Raw genomic sequence first — 15,579 nt, 5'->3', positions numbered from 1 at the left:
CCCCCCCCCCCCCCCCCCCCCCCCCCCCCCCCCCCCCCCCCCCGCGGGGGGGGCCCCCGCCCCCCCCCCCCCCCCCCCGGGGAGGTGTGGAGCGCTCAGGTCACAGGCCGGCGAAGCGCTCCCGCACCTGCTCGGTGGTCAGGCCGTAATCCTCCAGCGCGTAATGGTGTTTGGGCGCGCGCGGTCCCGTCTTGCTCGCGGCGTAGTCGTCGGCCATCGCCGCACGTGCGGCATCGGTGAGCGGCAGGCCGAAGCGTTCGTAGATGCCTGCCGCGGTGGCCAGCGGATCGGCGACGAACTCGTGGTAGTCGATGTCGCAGAACTGCGCCTGGTCGTATTGGGCGCGCTGGGCGTTGAACAGCTGCAGCCCGCGGGCCCAGGTCTCCATCTCGTCGGCGCCGATCTGCGCACCGACGAAGGTGTTCGACTGGCCCTCGGTGGTGTGCTGCGCCAGCGAGCACATCGACGCCAAGATGGTCTCTACCGGCCGATGGCACTGCACGATAAGCGCATCGGGGTAGACCGCCATGATCGCGTCCAGGGCGAACAGGTGACTGGGATTCTTGAGCACCCACCGCTTGCCCGGGTCGTTGAGCCCGATCAGTTGCAGGTTGCGACGATGCCGCCGATATGACGGTGTCCAGTCCTGTTCGGAGAGCCAGCGCGAGTAGCTCGGCAGATGCGCCAGGGTCTCGTAGGACACCGAGTGCAGCGACTGGCGCAGCAACTGCCAGCACTCCTCCAGACCGTCGGCGGTCATGAAGTGCAGCCCGGTGTAGTCGGGGTTCTCTTCGTGATGCCGGGCGAACTGGGCCTGCATCTGGGCGAAGACCGGGTTGGACTCCCAGGTCTCGCGCGGTGGCCGCGGCTGCGGGAACTCGGCCAGCCACATCTCCAGGCCCTGATGCGCCGGGTCGGCGCCCAACAGGCGGTGCAGCGCGGTGGTGCCGGTCCGCGGCAGCCCGGTGACGAAGATCGGCCGCTCCACGGCGACGTCGGCGTACTCGGGGTGCTGGTTCCAACCGGCCTGCGCCAACAACCGGGCCACCAGCGCGCCGCGCAGGAAGAACCGGTTCATCTTGCTGCCCAGCTCGGTGAGATCGGCCTCGCTGCGGTAGGAGTCCAGCAGCACGCCGAGCGCTTCACGATAGTTGTCGTCGTCGGGTCCGAAGTCGTCGAGGCCGACCATCTTGGTGGCCGAGGCGTGCAGATCCTCGACGGTGCCGACATCGGTACGAGCGGTCATCAGTTGTGGTACTCCCCGCAGTTGACATCGAGGACCTGGCCGCTGATGCCGCTGGCCAGGTCGCTGGCCAGGAACAGCACCGCCGAGGCCACCTCATCCTCGGTGGGCAGGCGCTTCAGGTCGGAGTTCGCGGCGGTGGCGGCGTAGATCTGTTCGACGGTGGTGCCGTACTTGCCGGCCTGGTGGGCGAAGTAGCTCTGCAGGGTCTCGCCCCAGATGTAGCCGGGTGCAACGGAGTTAACCCGGATGCCCTGCTCTCCGAGTTCGGAGGCCAACGACTGCGACATCGCCAGCAGTGCGGCCTTGGCCATCTTGTAAGCGCCGTATTTGGGCTGCGAGTGCCGGATCACCATCGAATTCAAGTTGACGATTGAGCCGTTGGCCTCGGCCAGCGCGGCGGTGAAGCCCTGGGTCAGGCGCAGTGCGCCGAGCCCGCTGAGCTCGATGGCGTCCCTAATATGTTGAAAGGTGGTCTGCGCCAACGGTTTCATCGACGGCACCCGGAAAGCGTTGTTGATCAGCACGTCGATGTGGTCGTACTCGGCGGTGGCGGCCTTCACCAGGTTGGCGACCTGATCGTCGTCGGTGATGTCGGCCGGCACCGCCAGTGCACGCCGCCCGGTGGCGACGACCTCCTTAGCCACCTCCTCGAGGCGATCCGCACTGCGTGCGACCAACACCAGATCGGCGCCCTCGGACGCGAATCGGTGCGCCAGGGTGCTGCCGAGTCCTGGGCCGACGCCGCTGATCACGACGACTTTCCCGTCAAGCATTCCGGTCATCTTCACCCCAGCATTCTGTTAGCGATTTGCTGCTGCCGCTGCGCGATACGCGCCCGCCAGTCGTCTTCGGAAATCTTGTTGTGGTCAAAATAGGGCAATACCGCCGGCACCGAGCCGACATCGACGAGCTCGACGGTCGGCCCGTCCGCCTCGGTCAGCTGCCGCGACACCCGCTGCCACCGGAACTGCAGGAATCCGCGACGGTGGCCCAGGGTCTCGACCCAGTTGGTGACGCCGGGATTGGTGTCGGAGACCACGATCCGGATCTTGCCATCCGGATCCGCTTGCGCCTGTGTGCCGTTCAGCGACGTCTGGTGGTTGATGTAGTCCAGCGAGATGTACCACAGGCTGCCCAGCTGGAAACCCAAGTAAGGCGCATCGGTCACCGGCAACGTGATGACCAGGGCTTCGTCGGGCCGCAACTCGTAGTGTCCGGCCGACGAGTACTGGGTGGCCAGCCCGCCGGGAGTGAGCCGCGGCGCCACCATGGTGTTGACCGGAAGATTGAGGTAGAACCACTGCGGAAACGCCAGCCAGGTCTTGACCCGGTTGATCAGCTGCTTTCCCGCTGCCGCATAACGCTTCTCGATGAGCTGAGGCGTCAGCGGCGGCGGCGCGGTGCCCGCTGTGTCGACCCGGGCGATCGAGAGGGTGCCGCGCTGAGCATCCCAGTCGTTGTAGACCTCGCGGATCACCAGTTGCGCGGGCGTCTTGGGCTGAAAGCGCCAGGTGAAGCTGCCATCTGCGGCAACATCAAGTTCGCGATCGTCGAAGGCGGCTTCACTGGCCGGAACGTTGTCGTCGGTGTATTCGCCGCCGAGCAGCTGGAAGCTCAGGTCGGTCGTGGTTCCCCGGGTGCCCTGCACGACGTAGTCGTTGCCCGGACGGACCACGGTGCCGAAGTACAGCGTGTCGGGGTTGTCCAGGCCCATCTTGGTGAACGGTCCAGTGCCCGACAGCAAGAACGGGTGATCGCGCTCGCTGTTGAAAGCGGCATGCACACATGCCTCGATACCGCCGGCCAGGTACTGCAGGCCCTCGAGCAGGTCGGCTTCGGTCTCGATGTGCGGGGCCGCGGCAACCAGCTTCTCCGCCTCGGCGATCGCGGCCGAAAGGGGTTCGGAGTACATCGCTGCAGCACCTCTTCGATCCTCGAATGGTCCAATATTGGACCGAACTGGTATATATCTCGAACCGACTTTAGACGGTCGCGGTAGCATGCTGCAATGGCTGTGCCTCAACAAGCCGCGCCTCCACGGGGTGTGCGGTCGTCCCCGCCGACCGAGCGGGTGGTGGCGATCCTGGACTTTCTGGCCCGCCACCCCGACCAGAGCTTCGGGCTGTCCGAATTGGCCCGCCGCACCGAGCTGTCCAAGCCGACCTGCCTGGGCATCGCCAACACCCTGGCCGACGCGGGCTATCTGACCCGAGACGATCCCGATAAGACCTACCGGCTCGGGCCGGGCCTGATCTCGCTGGGCCGCGCGGCCCAGCAGTCGCTGCGGGTCGGCCCCGAGGCACGCGAGCAACTGCGGCGGCTGTCAGCGGATTTCGCCACCTCGGCTGCGCTCAGCGCGGTGGTCGACGACCGGATCACGGTGCTGGACCTGGTGGCGGCACCTCACGCGCATCTGGGAGTCCAAGCCGGCCAGAGCTATCCGTTCGCACCACCGGTCGGGCTGATGTTCGTGCTCTGGGACGACCTCGCCCTACAGGATTGGCTGGCCCGCCAACCCACCATTCCACTGCGCTCGGAGAGCGAGCGACTGCAACGCGTCGTCGAGGAATGCCGCGCCGACGGGTATCTGGTCGAGCGTCTGACACCGGGCGGGCAACGGCTCTACGGGTTGATGGCGGGCCTGCCCAGCGACTTACCCGACGAGCTGCGGGCCTTGCTCGGTGAGCTGGTCTCGGATATCGGCGAGCGGGTGTATCTGCGTGGCGAAGCCGGCGGCCGGGGCCGCCACGACATCAGCGTGATCTCCGCGCCGGTCTACGACCACCATCAACGCCAGGCGATGGTGGTGTCGCTGCACGCCCAGCGGGCACTGACCGACTCCGAGATCGCCAAATGGGCGCGGGGACTGCTGCGGACCGCCGAGGCGCTCACCGCACAACTCGGCGGGAGCAAGCCCGCATGGCTGTCGGGTTCGACGCCATGACCGCGCTGGTCTTGTCCGCTGACTCTCAGCTGGAACTGTCCGGGCTCGTGCACCGCTACGCCGGCTATGTCGACGCGCGACGCTTCGACGAGGTGGCCGAATTGTTCACCGCTGACGCCGAACTGATCCTGCCCAAGCCGCCGGAACATCTGGAGCCATGCGTGCGCCACAACGGCCACGCGGGCGTGGTGGCCGCCCTGTCTGCACTGTCCACGGTGGCCCGGACCCAGCACGGCATCGTCGGCGAGTTCTACACCGGCTCCCCCACCGCCGAGGTGGCCAGCGGGGCGATCACCGGTGTGGCGCACCACTGGATCGCCCATGACGGCCAGATCACCGACCACGTCTGGTACCTGCGCTACAGCGACATCTACCGCCGCGGTCAGCAGGGTTGGCGGATCGCGGTGCGCACCCTGTCGATCGACGCCATCGAGACTCGACCGGCTCGCCAGGTTCGCCCATGACCCGTCGGCCCCAGATCTCTTTTCAGCTCAAGACTTTCACCGATGACCCCGGCCACGACTGGGGCGCCACCCTGGCCCTGGGCGCTGCGATGGACGCGGCGGGTGTCGATCGGGTGGTGGTCTCTGACCACGTGGTGTTCGGCGAGAACCCGGATGCGTACGGCGACCCCCGGCTGGGCGGAATCGCCGGCGGGCGCCAGCCCACCGGTCCCGACGGCCAGTGGCTGGACCCGCTGATCGTGCTGACCGCGCTGGCCGCAACCACCACTCGCATCCGGCTGGGCACTGCGGTGTTGCTGGCGGCACTGCGCCGGCCGGCGGTGCTGGCCAAGGAGCTGGCCACCCTGGATGTGCTGTCGGGTGGGCGGCTGGATCTCGGCGTGGGCGTCGGCTGGCAGCGCGAGGAGTACGAGGCCGCCGGATTGTCGTTCGAGCGCCGCGGCCGACTCCTGGACCACACCCTGGAGGTGTGTCAGACGCTGTGGACTCAACAGCGCAGCAGCTACACGTCCCCGGAGTTGACCTTCGCCAATATTCACCAGATGCCCAAACCCGTTGCGCCCACTGGGGTTCCGATCTGGGTGAGCGGCACCGTCAACGACGCCGTGGCACGCCGGCTGGCCCGGTTCGGATCGGGCTGGATTCCGTGGGGCCCGGCGATGCGCGACCCGGCCGGCGCCATCGCAGCGATGAAGGACCGCATCGCCGCACTGGGCGGCGATCCGACTGACCTGCAGGTCCTGGGCCACGCCACGACCGCCAAGAACCCGGACGGCTCCCTGAACGTCGACGCCACCGCGGCTTCGGCGCCGGCGCTGATAGCGGCCGGGGTCACCGATGTGCGGGTCACCTGCTCGCTGCCCAAGGACATCGGCCGGGCCACTGATCTGCTTCGCGAACTCGTCGGCGCGTTCCGCACCGCCACCTAAGGAGACATCGATGGAAAAGGTAATGATCGTCGCGCGCACAGCCGATTTCAACGACCAGTGGTGCCAGAATCTGCGCGGTCCGGTCGCGGCGAAGCTTCTCGATCTGGGACTGCCGGGCGTCGTGGTCAACGTGCGCGACGAACCGGTGCGCGACTCCATGATGACCCTGACGACGCTGGATCCGCCGGCCGCGGCCGTCATCAGTCTGTGGACCCAGCAGTACTACGGCGAAGCGACCCGAGCCGCCATCGCCCTGATCGAAGCCGAATCCGATTCGGCGCCGGCATATCTGGTGACCGAATCGACGCCCATGGCACCGCCGGACCTCGGGGACGGCCGTCGTACCCGGGGGCTGGCCAACGTGGCGCTACTGCGCCGGCCGGCTGAGTTGGACGAGGCGACCTGGCTGCACCGCTGGCACATCGACCACACTCAGGTCGCGATCGATACCCAGGCGACCTTCGGCTACACCCAGAACGTGGTGGTCCGTGCGCTCAGCGCCGATGCGCCGCACATCGACGCGATCGTCGAGGAGAACTTCCCCGACGAAGCCGTGTCGGATCCCTACGCCTTCTACGGCGCGGCCGACGAAGCCGATCTGCATGATCGGGTGGGCCGGATGGTCGCCAGTGTCAGCGCATTCGGCGCGCACCTCAATATCGACACGGTGCCCACCAGTCGCTATGTGTTCCGGTCGCCGTTCGTCACACACACTGTTGGGACAGCGTGATCAACGCCTCCCGTACATGCGGGTGCCGTTCGAGGTAGGACAGCGTCGGATTCGGGGCGCCGGGATCCTCCTGCCTGCCCCGTTCGTCCAGCTCCGCCCGGACGTCCGGATGCCGGTTCAGGTACGCGTCGATGGATTCGCCGACGGTCTGGTCGCATTGCGGTGCGGCGTTGGCCACCGGTGTCAGGACGGCGGCCACGCTGAGCAGGCCGACCGCGATCGCTCGAGTGATTCCGCTCATCTTTCGACGGTACGCGCGCTTTCAGTTCACGCTGGCCAGGGCGAACGGCAGCACCTGCGGTGCACCCGCGGCGCGCAACAGCCGGGCGGCCATCGTCAACGTCCACCCCGTGTCGGTCACGTCGTCGACCAGCAACACCGGGCCGATTTCCGCCGGCAGGTCCGCCGGCTCGGTGCATACCGCAAGGTGTCCAGCCGGGTCAGTCGCCCGAGTTCGGCCAGCCGGTCGGCCAGCGAGGCGATCAACACCGGGTGCGTGGACGAGTCCAGGCCCAGCACCGCGGTCGGCCGGGTCTGCCACTGCCAGCCTGCCAGCACACTCACCGCGGCGCGGACCACCTCGTCGGGCACTGGCTGATCCGGCTCGTCGAGTAGCCGCCGCAGCCGGGCGCCCCAGCCCAGATCGGTGAGCCGGCCGATGACGCGGCCCGGCTCCGGCCCGTCGGTGATCCGGCCGGAGACTTCGACGCCGAGCCGCGCCAGGCCCGACGGCCACTGCCGGCGCGGCGTGATCTCGACTCCGGGACGCATCAGCCGCTCACGGGTGGCCGCGGCAGCGGCGGGATCCACTGCCGCATCGAAGCGCGGCCCGGCGCAGTTGTCGCACCGCCCGCAGCGCTCCCCCTCCTGAAGCTCGGGGTCATTGAGCTGGGCACGCAGGAAACTCATCCGGCAGCCGTCGGTGGCCTGGTAGTCCAGCATCGCCTGCTGCTCAGCCCGCCGCAGCTCTTCGAGCTTGCGGTAGCGCTGCTCGTCGTAGGTCCACGGGGCTCCGGTGCCCAGCCATCCGCCCTTGACTCGGCGCACCGCGCCGTCGACGTCGAGGACCTTGAGCACCATCTCCAGTCGCGACCGATTCAGGTCGACGCGCGCTTCGAGCGCCGGTGTGGACAGCGGCTGATCCGGCGACAGTTCGCCGATGACTTTGCGCACCAAAGGTTCCGGGGGGAAGGCCAGCGACGCGAAGTAGCGCCAGATGTCGGCGTCCTCAATACCGGGCAACAGGATCACCTCGGCGCTGGTGGTGGCGCGCCCGGCACGGCCGACCTGCTGGTAGTAGGCGATCGGCGAGGACGGCGCACCCAGGTGGACGACGAACCCCAGGTCGGGCTTGTCGAATCCCATGCCCAGCGCCGAGGTGGCGATCAGCGCTTTGACTCGATTGGCCAGCAGATCGGCCTCGAGCTGCTCACGATCGGCCGAGTCGGTCGAACCGGTGTAGGCGGCCACTGCGAACCCCTGCGCGCGCAGGTCGGCGGCCACATCGTGGGCCTGGGCCACGGTGAGCGTGTAGACGATCCCGGATCCGGGCAGCTGTTCCAGGTGAGTGCCGATCCAGGCGGCCCGAGCAGCGGGGCCACCGGGTTGAACCACCGACATCCGCAACGATTCGCGGTCCAGGCCACCACGCAGCACGAGCGTGTCAGAACCGCCGACTCCGAGCTGGCCGGCGACATCGGCGACCACCCGGTCGTTGGCGGTTGCCGTGGTGGCCAGGACCGGGATGTCGGCGCCGAGCTCAGCGATCAGGGTGCGGATGCGGCGGTAGTCCGGCCGGAAATCGTGGCCCCAGTCGGATACGCAGTGGGCCTCGTCGACCACGACCAGCCCGGCCTTGGCGGCCAGCGCCGGCAACACCTCGTCGCGGAAGTCGGGGTTGTTGAGCCGCTCCGGACTGACCAGCAACACGTCGAGTTCGCCGGCGGTCACCCGGCGTTGCACCTCAGCCCACTCGGTGACGTTCGACGAGTTGATGGTGGCGGCGTGCACCCCGGCGCGTTCGGCGGCGGCGACCTGGTTACGCATCAACGCCAGCAGCGGCGAGACGATCACCGTCGGGCCGTGTCCGCCGGCGCGCAGCAGCTTGGCCGCGATGAAATACACCGCAGACTTGCCCCAGCCGGTCCGCTGCACCACCAGCGCGCGGCGACGCCCGACGACCAGCGCCTCGATCGCGGCCCACTGGTCGTCGCGCAACCGCGCCTGCGGTCCGGCCAGCTGCTCCAGAATCGCCTGGGCCTGCAGCCGCACCGTCATGTGGGGGTTATTTCGCGGCTCGCTCCCGCTGGATCTCCAGGGCGATGTCGATGAGCTGGTCTTCTTGGCCGCCGATCAGTTTGCGCTGACCGGCCCGGTGCAACAACTCGTGGGCCGGCACCCCGTAGCGCTCACCCTGACGCACCGCGTGCTTGAGGAAGCTGGAATACACCCCGGAATAGCCCATGATCAGCGCGTTGCGGTCCAGCACGCACTCGGCCGGCATCACCGGGCGCACCACGTCCTCCGCGGCATCAGCGATGTCGAAGAAATCGATACCGGTCTTGATCCCCACCTTGTCGAACACCCCGATCAACGCCTCAACCGGAGCATTGCCCGCACCGGCACCGAACCGGCGCACCGAACCGTCGATCTGCTTGGCCCCGGCACGCACCGCCTCCAACGAGTTGGCCACACCCAACCCCAAGTTCTCGTGACCGTGAAAACCCACCTGAGCGTCGTCACCGAGTTCGGCGACCAACGCCGCCACCCGATCACGCACACCCTCGAGCACCAGCGCACCAGCCGAATCCACCACATACACGCACTGGCACCCCGCATCAGCCATGATCCGGGCCTGGCCGGCCAGCTTCTCCGGAGACACCGTGTGGGCCATCATCAAAAACCCCACCGTCTCCAACCCCAACTCGCGGGCCAGACCGAAGTGCTGAATGGAGACATCGGCCTCGGTGCAGTGCGTGGCGATCCGGCAGATCTGCCCACCGTTGCCCTGCGCCTCCTTCATGTCCTCCTTGGTGGCCACCCCGGGCAGCATCAAAAACGCGATCCGGGCATCACGCGCGGTCTGCGCCGCCAGCTTGATCAACTCCTGATCGGGAGTCTTGGAGAACCCGTAGTTGAAACTCGACCCGCCCAGCCCGTCACCGTGAGTCACCTCGATCACCGGCACACCGGCGGCATCGATCGCCGCGACGATCGCCGAAACCTCCTCAGGGGTGAACTGGTGACGCTTGTGGTGGCTACCGTCACGCAGCGAGGTGTCGGTGATCCGCACATCGAAGATGTGGTCGCTCATTTCGCTCCTCCAGCACTCACACCGGCCATCTCGCGGGCGATCTCCTCGCCGACCTTGGTAGCCGCAGCGGTCATGATGTCCAAGTTGCCCGCATACGGCGGCAGGTAATCACCGGCGCCCTCGACCTCGACGAACGTGGTCACCACCGCACGCCCCCCGGAGTTCAGCGACGGCTCGTCGAACTGCGGCTCATTGAGCAGCCGATACCCCGGCACATACTCCTGGACCTGAGCAACCACATCGGTGATCGACGCGGTGATCGCCTCCCGATCGGCGTCCTCGGGGATCTGGCAGAAAATGGTGTCCCGCATGATCATCGGCGGATCAGCCGGGTTCAAGATAATGATCGCCTTGCCCTTCTGCGCACCACCGATGGTCTCCACCCCACGCGAGGTGGTCTTGGTGAACTCATCGATATTGGCCCGCGTCCCCGGCCCCGCCGAAACACTGGCCACACTGGCCACGATCTCCGCATACGGAACGCTGCCGCCCTGCTCGGCCACCGCCCGGGTCACCGCATACACGATCGGAATGGTGGCCTGCCCACCACAGGTGATCATGTTGACGTTGGGGGCATCGACGTGCTCATGCAGGTTCGCCGGCGGAATCACCGCCGGCCCCACCGCCGCCGGAGTCAAATCGATCGCCCGGATCCCAGCCGCCTCATACTTGGGCGCATACGCCTTGTGCACATAAGCGCTGGTGGCCTCGAACACGAAATCCGGCAACTCATCCTGAGCCAGCAACCAATCCGCCCCCTCGGCAGAGGTCTCCAAACCCAGCTTGCGCGCCCGCGCCAACCCCTCCGACTCCGGATCAATACCGATCATCCAGCGCGGCTCCAACCACTCCGAACGCAACAGCTTGTACAGCAAATCCGTACTGATATTGCCCGACCCTACAATCGCGACTGAGGCCTTAGCAGCCATGAACGCTCCTCTTACTCGAAAACCAGCCGGACCGAACCCAGCCCGGAGAAATCTGCGACGCAATCGTCGCCCGCGCGTACGTCGATGGCCCGGGTAGCGGTGCCCGGCAGCACGATGTCCCCGGCCTTCAACCGCACCCCGAAACTTTCGACCTTGCGAGCCAACCAGGCCACCGCGGTGACCGGGTTGCCCAGCACCGCGTCACTGCGACCTTGCGCGACCACCTCGCCGTTCTTGGTCAATGAGGCGTCGATGTTCTTGATATCGATGTCATCCGGCTTGACCCGCTGCTTGCCCAGCACGAATCCGGCCGAGGAGGCGTTGTCGGCGATGGTGTCGCAGAGTTTGATCTTCCAGTCGGTGATCCGGCTGTCGATCAATTCGATCGCCGGGGCGAAGGCCTCGGTAGCGGCCAGCACGTGCTCCTCGGTGCAGTCCGCGCCCGGCAGATCCTCGGCCAGAATGAAGGCCACCTCCACCTCGACCCGCGGGTACAGGTACCTCGACGCCTTGACCGGGGTCTCCTCGAACACCTGCATCTCGTTGAGCAGATGCCCGTAGTCGGGCTCGTCGACGCCCATCATCTGCTGCATCGCCTCGCTGGACAGGCCGACCTTGTGCCCGACCACGCGGGCGCCCTCGGCGATCCGCTGGCGGATGTTGATCAGCTGGATCTCGTAGGCGTCGACCACGTCGATGTCGGGATGTGCCGCCGTCAACGGTGCGATCGGGACCCGGCTGCGCTCAGCTTGCGCCAACTCGGCGGCGAGTTCGTCGCGGATCTGGGCGCTAAGCATCTTCGAAAGGTCCCCTCGGGTGTTGTGATGCGGGTGAAACCGAGCCGCTGATCAAAATTCTATAACGTGTTCTAACTTTTGGCTCGGACGGTCCCGGGCGGGCCCGGTAGCGACGGAGGGCCGGCGGCGTGCTCGCCGTCGGCCCCCGCCCACACCGCGCGTTAGGACTTGCCGGTGTAGTCGACCTGCCAGTGCTTGATGCCGTTGAGCCAGCCCGAGCGTAGCCGCTGGGGGCTTTCCAGGGGCTTGAGGTCGGGGATGTGGTCGGCGATGGCGTTGAACATCAGACCGATCGTCATCCGGGCCAGGTGGGTGCCGATGCAGTAGTGCGCACCGGTGCCGCCGAAGCCGACGTGCGGGTTGGGGTCGCGCAGGATGTTGAACTGCTGCGGGTTGTCGAACACCTCGGGGTCGAAGTTGGCGGCGCGGTAGAACATCACCACCCGCTGGCCTTCCTTGATCTTCACCCCGGACAGCTCATAGTCGCGAGTTGCGGTGCGCTGGAACGACGTCACCGGGGTGGCCCAGCGCACGACCTCATCGGCGGTGGTCTCCGGGCGTTGCGACTTGAACAGCTCCCACTGCTCGGGGAATTCGGTGAACGCCATCATGCCCTGGGTGATCGAGTTACGCGTCGTCTCGCTGCCGGCCACCGCCAACAAGATGATGAAGTAGCCCAGCTCGTCGTCGTTGAGCTTCTCGCCGTCGATGTCGGCCTCGATCAGCGTGGTGACGATGTCGTTGCCGGGGTTCTGCCGCTTCTGCTCGGCCAGCTGCAGGCCGTAGGTGATGATCTCCATCGCCGAGGCCGCGGGGTCGTAGTGGGCGTACTCCGGGTCGTCGTAGGACGTCATCTGGTTGGTCCAGTTGAACAACTTGCCGCGGTCTTCCTGCGGCACCCCCATCAGGCCGGCGATCGCCTGCAGCGGCAGCTCGGAGGCCACTTCGACCACGAAGTCGCCGGTGCCCCGGGCCAGCGCCTCCTTGGCGATGGCCTGGGCACGCTGCTCGAGCTGGTCACGCAGCGGCAGGATGTGGCGCGGGGTGAACCCGCGCGAGATGATCCGGCGCTGTCTGGTGTGCCGGGGGGCGTCCTGGTTGAGCATCAGGATGCGCTGCGCGTCGATCGCGTCGCGCGGGATGTCGTCGTTGAACCGCGGAATGGCGGTGTTGACCTCGCTGGAGAAGATGTTGTCCAGCCTCGAGACCTCTTTGACGTCCTCGTGCCGGGTGATCGCCCAGTAGCCGCCGTCGTTGAAACCGCCGACCCCGTCGGGCTGTTCGATCCACTTGATCGGCTCACTCGTGCGCAGCTCGGCCAGCTCCTGGTCCGGAAGCCGTTGGGCGTAGATCTCCGGATCGGTCGGGTCGAACCCGACCGGAAGGTTGAGGGCTGACGAGGTAGTGGGGCTGGCCACGCTGATGACTCCTAACTCAGGGCATGTGAACAGACGATGCATGCTCGTGCCAGTAAAACACGCCTCCGCCGCAGACGAAAGGCGGGAAAGCGTCCTCGCCGGTCGCCAAACTGAAACGCGTTCTACCGTGCCTGTTACTCTATCTGACCTGGCCGGTCCCGGCGAGTTACCCGCAGGGTAGAAAGAAGTCGTCCGGATGAGCGCGGCGCCTGTACGGCCGGCCAACTGGCGCCCGGGTGGGGCAATTCTATAACGTGTTCTACATGCCCGAGCAGGAGTACGACGTCGTCGTGGTCGGAAGCGGCGGCGCCGGGATGGTCGCCGCCCTCACCGCAGCCCACCACGGACTGTCCACCATTGTCATCGAGAAGGCCGCCCATTACGGCGGTTCGACCGCCCGCTCCGGAGGCGGCGTGTGGATCCCCAACAACGAAGTGCTCCAGCGCGCGGGCGTCAAGGACACCGCCGAAGCCGCCCGCACCTACCTGCGCACGATCATCGGTGACGTGGTTCCGGCCGAGAAGATCGACACCTACCTGCAGCGCGGCCCGGAGATGCTGTCATTCGTGCTGAAGCACTCACCACTGAAGATGTGCTGGGTTCCCGGCTACGCCGACTACTACCCCGAGCAGCCGGGCGGTAAGCCCACCGGACGCTCGATCGAGCCGAAGCCGTTCAACGCCCGCAAGCTCGGCGCCGACCTGGCCGGCCTGGAGCCGCCGTACGGCAAGGTGCCGCTGAATGTCGTCGTCATGCAGCAGGACTACGTCCGGCTCAACCAGCTCAAGCGCCACCCCCGCGGTGTGCTGCGCAGCCTCAAGGTCGGCGCCCGCACGATGTGGGCCCAGGCCACCGGCAAGAACCTGGTCGGTATGGGCCGCGCCTTGATCGCACCGCTGCGGATCGGCCTGCGCGATGCCGGCGTTCCGGTCGAGCTGAACACCGCGCTGACCGATCTCTACGTCTCCGACGGCGTGGTCCGCGGCGTCTACGTCCGCGACACCAACGCGCCAGAGGAGAGCGAGCCGCGGCTGATCCGGGCACGCCGCGGGGTCATCCTGGCCAGCGGCGGGTTCGAGCACAACGAGCAGATGCGGGTGAAGTACCAGCGGGCTCCGATCACCACCGAGTGGACCGTCGGAGCGAAGGCCAACACGGGTGAGGGGATCTTGGCCGGAGAGAAACTCGGTGCCGCGCTGGACATCATGGAGGACTCCTGGTGGGGCCCGACGGTCCCGCTGCCGGGTGCACCGTGGTTCGCGCTGTCCGAGCGCAACTCGCCCGGCTCGATCATCGTGAACATGGCCGGCAAGCGGTTCATGAACGAGTCGATGCCCTACGTCGAGGCCTGCCACCACATGTACGGCGGCGAATACGGACAGGGACCCGGCCCCGGCGAGAACATCCCGGCCTGGCTGGTGTTCGACCAGCGCTACCGCAACAACTACATCTTTGCGGGATTGCAGCCGGGACAACGGATTCCGAAGAAGTGGCTGGAGTCCGGCGTGATCGTCTCCGCCGACACCCTGGAGGAGTTGGCGGCCAAGATGGGTGTGCCGGCCGAGGCGTTGGCCGCCACCGTCGAACGGTTCAACGAGTTCGCCCGCACCGGCGTCGACGAGGACTTTCACCGCGGGCAGAGCGCCTACGACCGCTACTACGGCGACCCGACCAACAAGCCCAACCCGAACCTGGGGCCGATCGCCCAGGGCCCGTTCTATGCGGCCAAGATGGTGCCCGGCGACCTGGGCACCAAGGGCGGGATCCGCACCGACGTGCACGGGCGCGCGCTGCGCGACGACAACAGCGTCATCGAGGGTCTCTACGCCGCGGGCAACGTGAGTGCCCCGGTGATGGGCCACACCTACCCCGGGCCCGGCGGCACCATCGGGCCGGCGATGACGTTCGGCTACCTGGCCGCTCTCGATATCGCTGGAAGGACCTAGACATGCCGATCGATCTCGATGTCGCACGGGGCGCGGAGTTCGGCCGGGTCGAATTCTCCTGGACCGCAACCAATGTGCAGCTCTACAACCTGGCGCTGGGCGCCGGGGCGGACCCGATGGACCCGCGCGAGCTGAGCTACGTCGCCGATGGCACCCCGCAGGTGCTGCCGACCTTCGGGTGCGTCGCGGCGTCGTTCAACGATGTCGACCCGCCCAAGGTCAGCTGGCCGGGCGTCGAAATCGACCTGGCCAAGATCCTGCATGCCTCCGAGAAGGTGATCGTGCCGGCGCCGCTGCCGCCGTCCGGCAGCGCGCAGGCCGTCAGCCGGATCGTTGACGTCTGGGACAAGGGCAAGGCCGCCGTCGTCGTGCTCGAGACCACCGTCACCAGCACCGACGGCACGCCGCTGTGGACGCAACAGCGGTCCATCTTCGCCCGCGGCGAGGGCGGCTTCGGCGGTGAGCGCGGGCCGGCCTCGACTACCGAACGTCCCGACCGCGCACCGGATTTCGAGATCGACATCCCGGTTGCACCGCAACAGGCCCTGCTCTACCGGCTCTGCGGCGACCGCAATCCGCTGCATTCGGACCCTGGATTTGCGGCGGCTGCCGGATTCCCGCGGCCGATCCTGCACGGGCTGTGCACCTACGGCATGACCTGCAAGGCGGCGGTGGACACCGCGCTGGGCGGGGACGCGGGCGCGGTGCGTTCCTTCGGCGCGCGGTTCGCCGGGGTGGTGTTCCCGGGCGAGACCCTGCGGGCGCAGCTGTGGAAAGAGGACGACCGGCTGCTGGGCAACGTGGTGGCGCCCTCGCGCGACGATGCCGCTGTGCTGAGCGACGTGGAGCTGGTCTCGGCGTAG

General features: G+C 67.3%; 14 protein-coding genes and 1 pseudogene. 6 read left to right on the top strand and 9 right to left on the bottom strand.

Annotated elements, in window-relative coordinates; all coding sequences use genetic code 11:
- Nucleotides 1-100: 100 nt before the first annotated feature.
- Genes BST28_RS06595 through BST28_RS06585 form a run of 3 tightly spaced genes read right to left on the bottom strand, consistent with a single transcriptional unit; the run spans nt 101 to nt 3,158 of the window.
- Nucleotides 101-1,246 (bottom strand): sulfotransferase family protein, encoded by a 1,146-nt coding sequence (locus tag BST28_RS06595; protein ID WP_019736161.1) that lies wholly within the window; start codon nt 1,244-1,246, stop codon nt 101-103.
- A complete protein-coding gene (locus BST28_RS06590) occupies nt 1,246-2,028 on the bottom strand; it encodes an SDR family oxidoreductase (protein WP_029249021.1) in 783 nt (260 codons plus the stop codon). Before BST28_RS06590 ends, BST28_RS06595 begins: the two co-directional genes overlap by 1 nt.
- 2 nt (nt 2,029-2,030) lie before the next feature.
- On the bottom strand, nt 2,031-3,158 hold the full coding sequence (locus BST28_RS06585; protein WP_019736159.1) for a hypothetical protein: 1,128 nt from the start codon (nt 3,156-3,158) through the stop codon (nt 2,031-2,033).
- 96 nt (nt 3,159-3,254) lie between these two features.
- On the opposite strand from BST28_RS06585, the gene BST28_RS06580 reads away from it, so the two are divergent.
- Genes BST28_RS06580 through BST28_RS06565 form a run of 4 tightly spaced genes read left to right on the top strand, consistent with a single transcriptional unit; the run spans nt 3,255 to nt 6,313 of the window.
- Nucleotides 3,255-4,190, top strand: a complete 936-nt coding sequence (locus BST28_RS06580; RefSeq protein ID WP_029249020.1) for an IclR family transcriptional regulator — start codon at nt 3,255-3,257, stop codon at nt 4,188-4,190.
- Nucleotides 4,166-4,654, top strand: a complete 489-nt coding sequence (locus tag BST28_RS06575; protein ID WP_019736157.1) for a nuclear transport factor 2 family protein — start codon at nt 4,166-4,168, stop codon at nt 4,652-4,654. The genes BST28_RS06580 and BST28_RS06575 overlap by 25 nt, the downstream gene beginning before the upstream one ends.
- Entirely contained in the window at nt 4,651-5,583 is a 933-nt protein-coding gene (locus tag BST28_RS06570) for a TIGR03619 family F420-dependent LLM class oxidoreductase (RefSeq protein ID WP_083080373.1), read from the top strand. Before BST28_RS06575 ends, BST28_RS06570 begins: the two co-directional genes overlap by 4 nt.
- Nucleotides 5,584-5,593: 10 nt before the next feature.
- Nucleotides 5,594-6,313 carry a hypothetical protein gene (locus tag BST28_RS06565; protein ID WP_083080371.1) on the top strand — a complete coding sequence of 240 codons (720 nt, stop codon included), beginning with the start codon at nt 5,594-5,596 and terminating at the stop codon, nt 6,311-6,313.
- On the opposite strand, the gene BST28_RS06560 is transcribed toward BST28_RS06565, so the two are convergent.
- The 6 genes and pseudogenes from BST28_RS06560 to BST28_RS06535 all read right to left on the bottom strand — a co-directional run bounded on the left by BST28_RS06560 (nt 6,288) and on the right by BST28_RS06535 (nt 12,770).
- A complete protein-coding gene (locus tag BST28_RS06560) occupies nt 6,288-6,554 on the bottom strand; it encodes a heme-binding protein (RefSeq protein ID WP_019736154.1) in 267 nt (88 codons plus the stop codon). The two genes, BST28_RS06565 and BST28_RS06560, sit on opposite strands and share 26 nt — an antisense overlap.
- 21 nt (nt 6,555-6,575) lie before the next feature.
- Nucleotides 6,576-8,590: pseudogene (locus BST28_RS06555) on the bottom strand (RecQ family ATP-dependent DNA helicase).
- A 7-nt stretch (nt 8,591-8,597) separates the two neighbouring features.
- Nucleotides 8,598-9,626, bottom strand: coding sequence for a 4-hydroxy-2-oxovalerate aldolase (gene dmpG, locus BST28_RS06550; RefSeq protein ID WP_083080370.1), 1,029 nt, complete (start codon nt 9,624-9,626; stop codon nt 8,598-8,600).
- The gene (locus BST28_RS06545; RefSeq protein ID WP_083080368.1) at nt 9,623-10,555 is read right to left on the bottom strand and encodes an acetaldehyde dehydrogenase (acetylating); all 933 of its coding nucleotides are present in this window, start codon (nt 10,553-10,555) and stop codon (nt 9,623-9,625) included. The genes dmpG and BST28_RS06545 overlap by 4 nt, the downstream gene beginning before the upstream one ends.
- Nucleotides 10,556-10,566: 11 nt before the next feature.
- Entirely contained in the window at nt 10,567-11,352 is a 786-nt protein-coding gene (locus BST28_RS06540) for a 2-keto-4-pentenoate hydratase (RefSeq protein WP_065287632.1), read from the bottom strand.
- 161 nt (nt 11,353-11,513) lie between these two features.
- On the bottom strand, nt 11,514-12,770 hold the full coding sequence (locus BST28_RS06535) for a cytochrome P450 (protein ID WP_234808208.1): 1,257 nt from the start codon (nt 12,768-12,770) through the stop codon (nt 11,514-11,516).
- 263 nt (nt 12,771-13,033) lie between these two features.
- Here BST28_RS06535 and kstD point away from each other — a divergent pair, with 263 nt between their 5' ends.
- Both kstD and chsH3 read left to right on the top strand, forming a co-directional pair.
- Nucleotides 13,034-14,716, top strand: coding sequence for a 3-oxosteroid 1-dehydrogenase (gene kstD, locus BST28_RS06530; protein ID WP_065289646.1), 1,683 nt, complete (start codon nt 13,034-13,036; stop codon nt 14,714-14,716).
- A gap of 2 nt (nt 14,717-14,718) precedes the next feature.
- On the top strand, nt 14,719-15,579 hold the full coding sequence (gene chsH3 / locus BST28_RS06525) for an enoyl-CoA hydratase ChsH3 (protein WP_065289639.1): 861 nt from the start codon (nt 14,719-14,721) through the stop codon (nt 15,577-15,579).

This window comes from Mycolicibacter kumamotonensis (genome assembly GCF_002086285.1).
In the GTDB taxonomy this organism is placed as follows: domain Bacteria; phylum Actinomycetota; class Actinomycetes; order Mycobacteriales; family Mycobacteriaceae; genus Mycobacterium; species Mycobacterium kumamotonense.
This window is presented reverse-complemented; position numbering and strand designations above follow the sequence as displayed.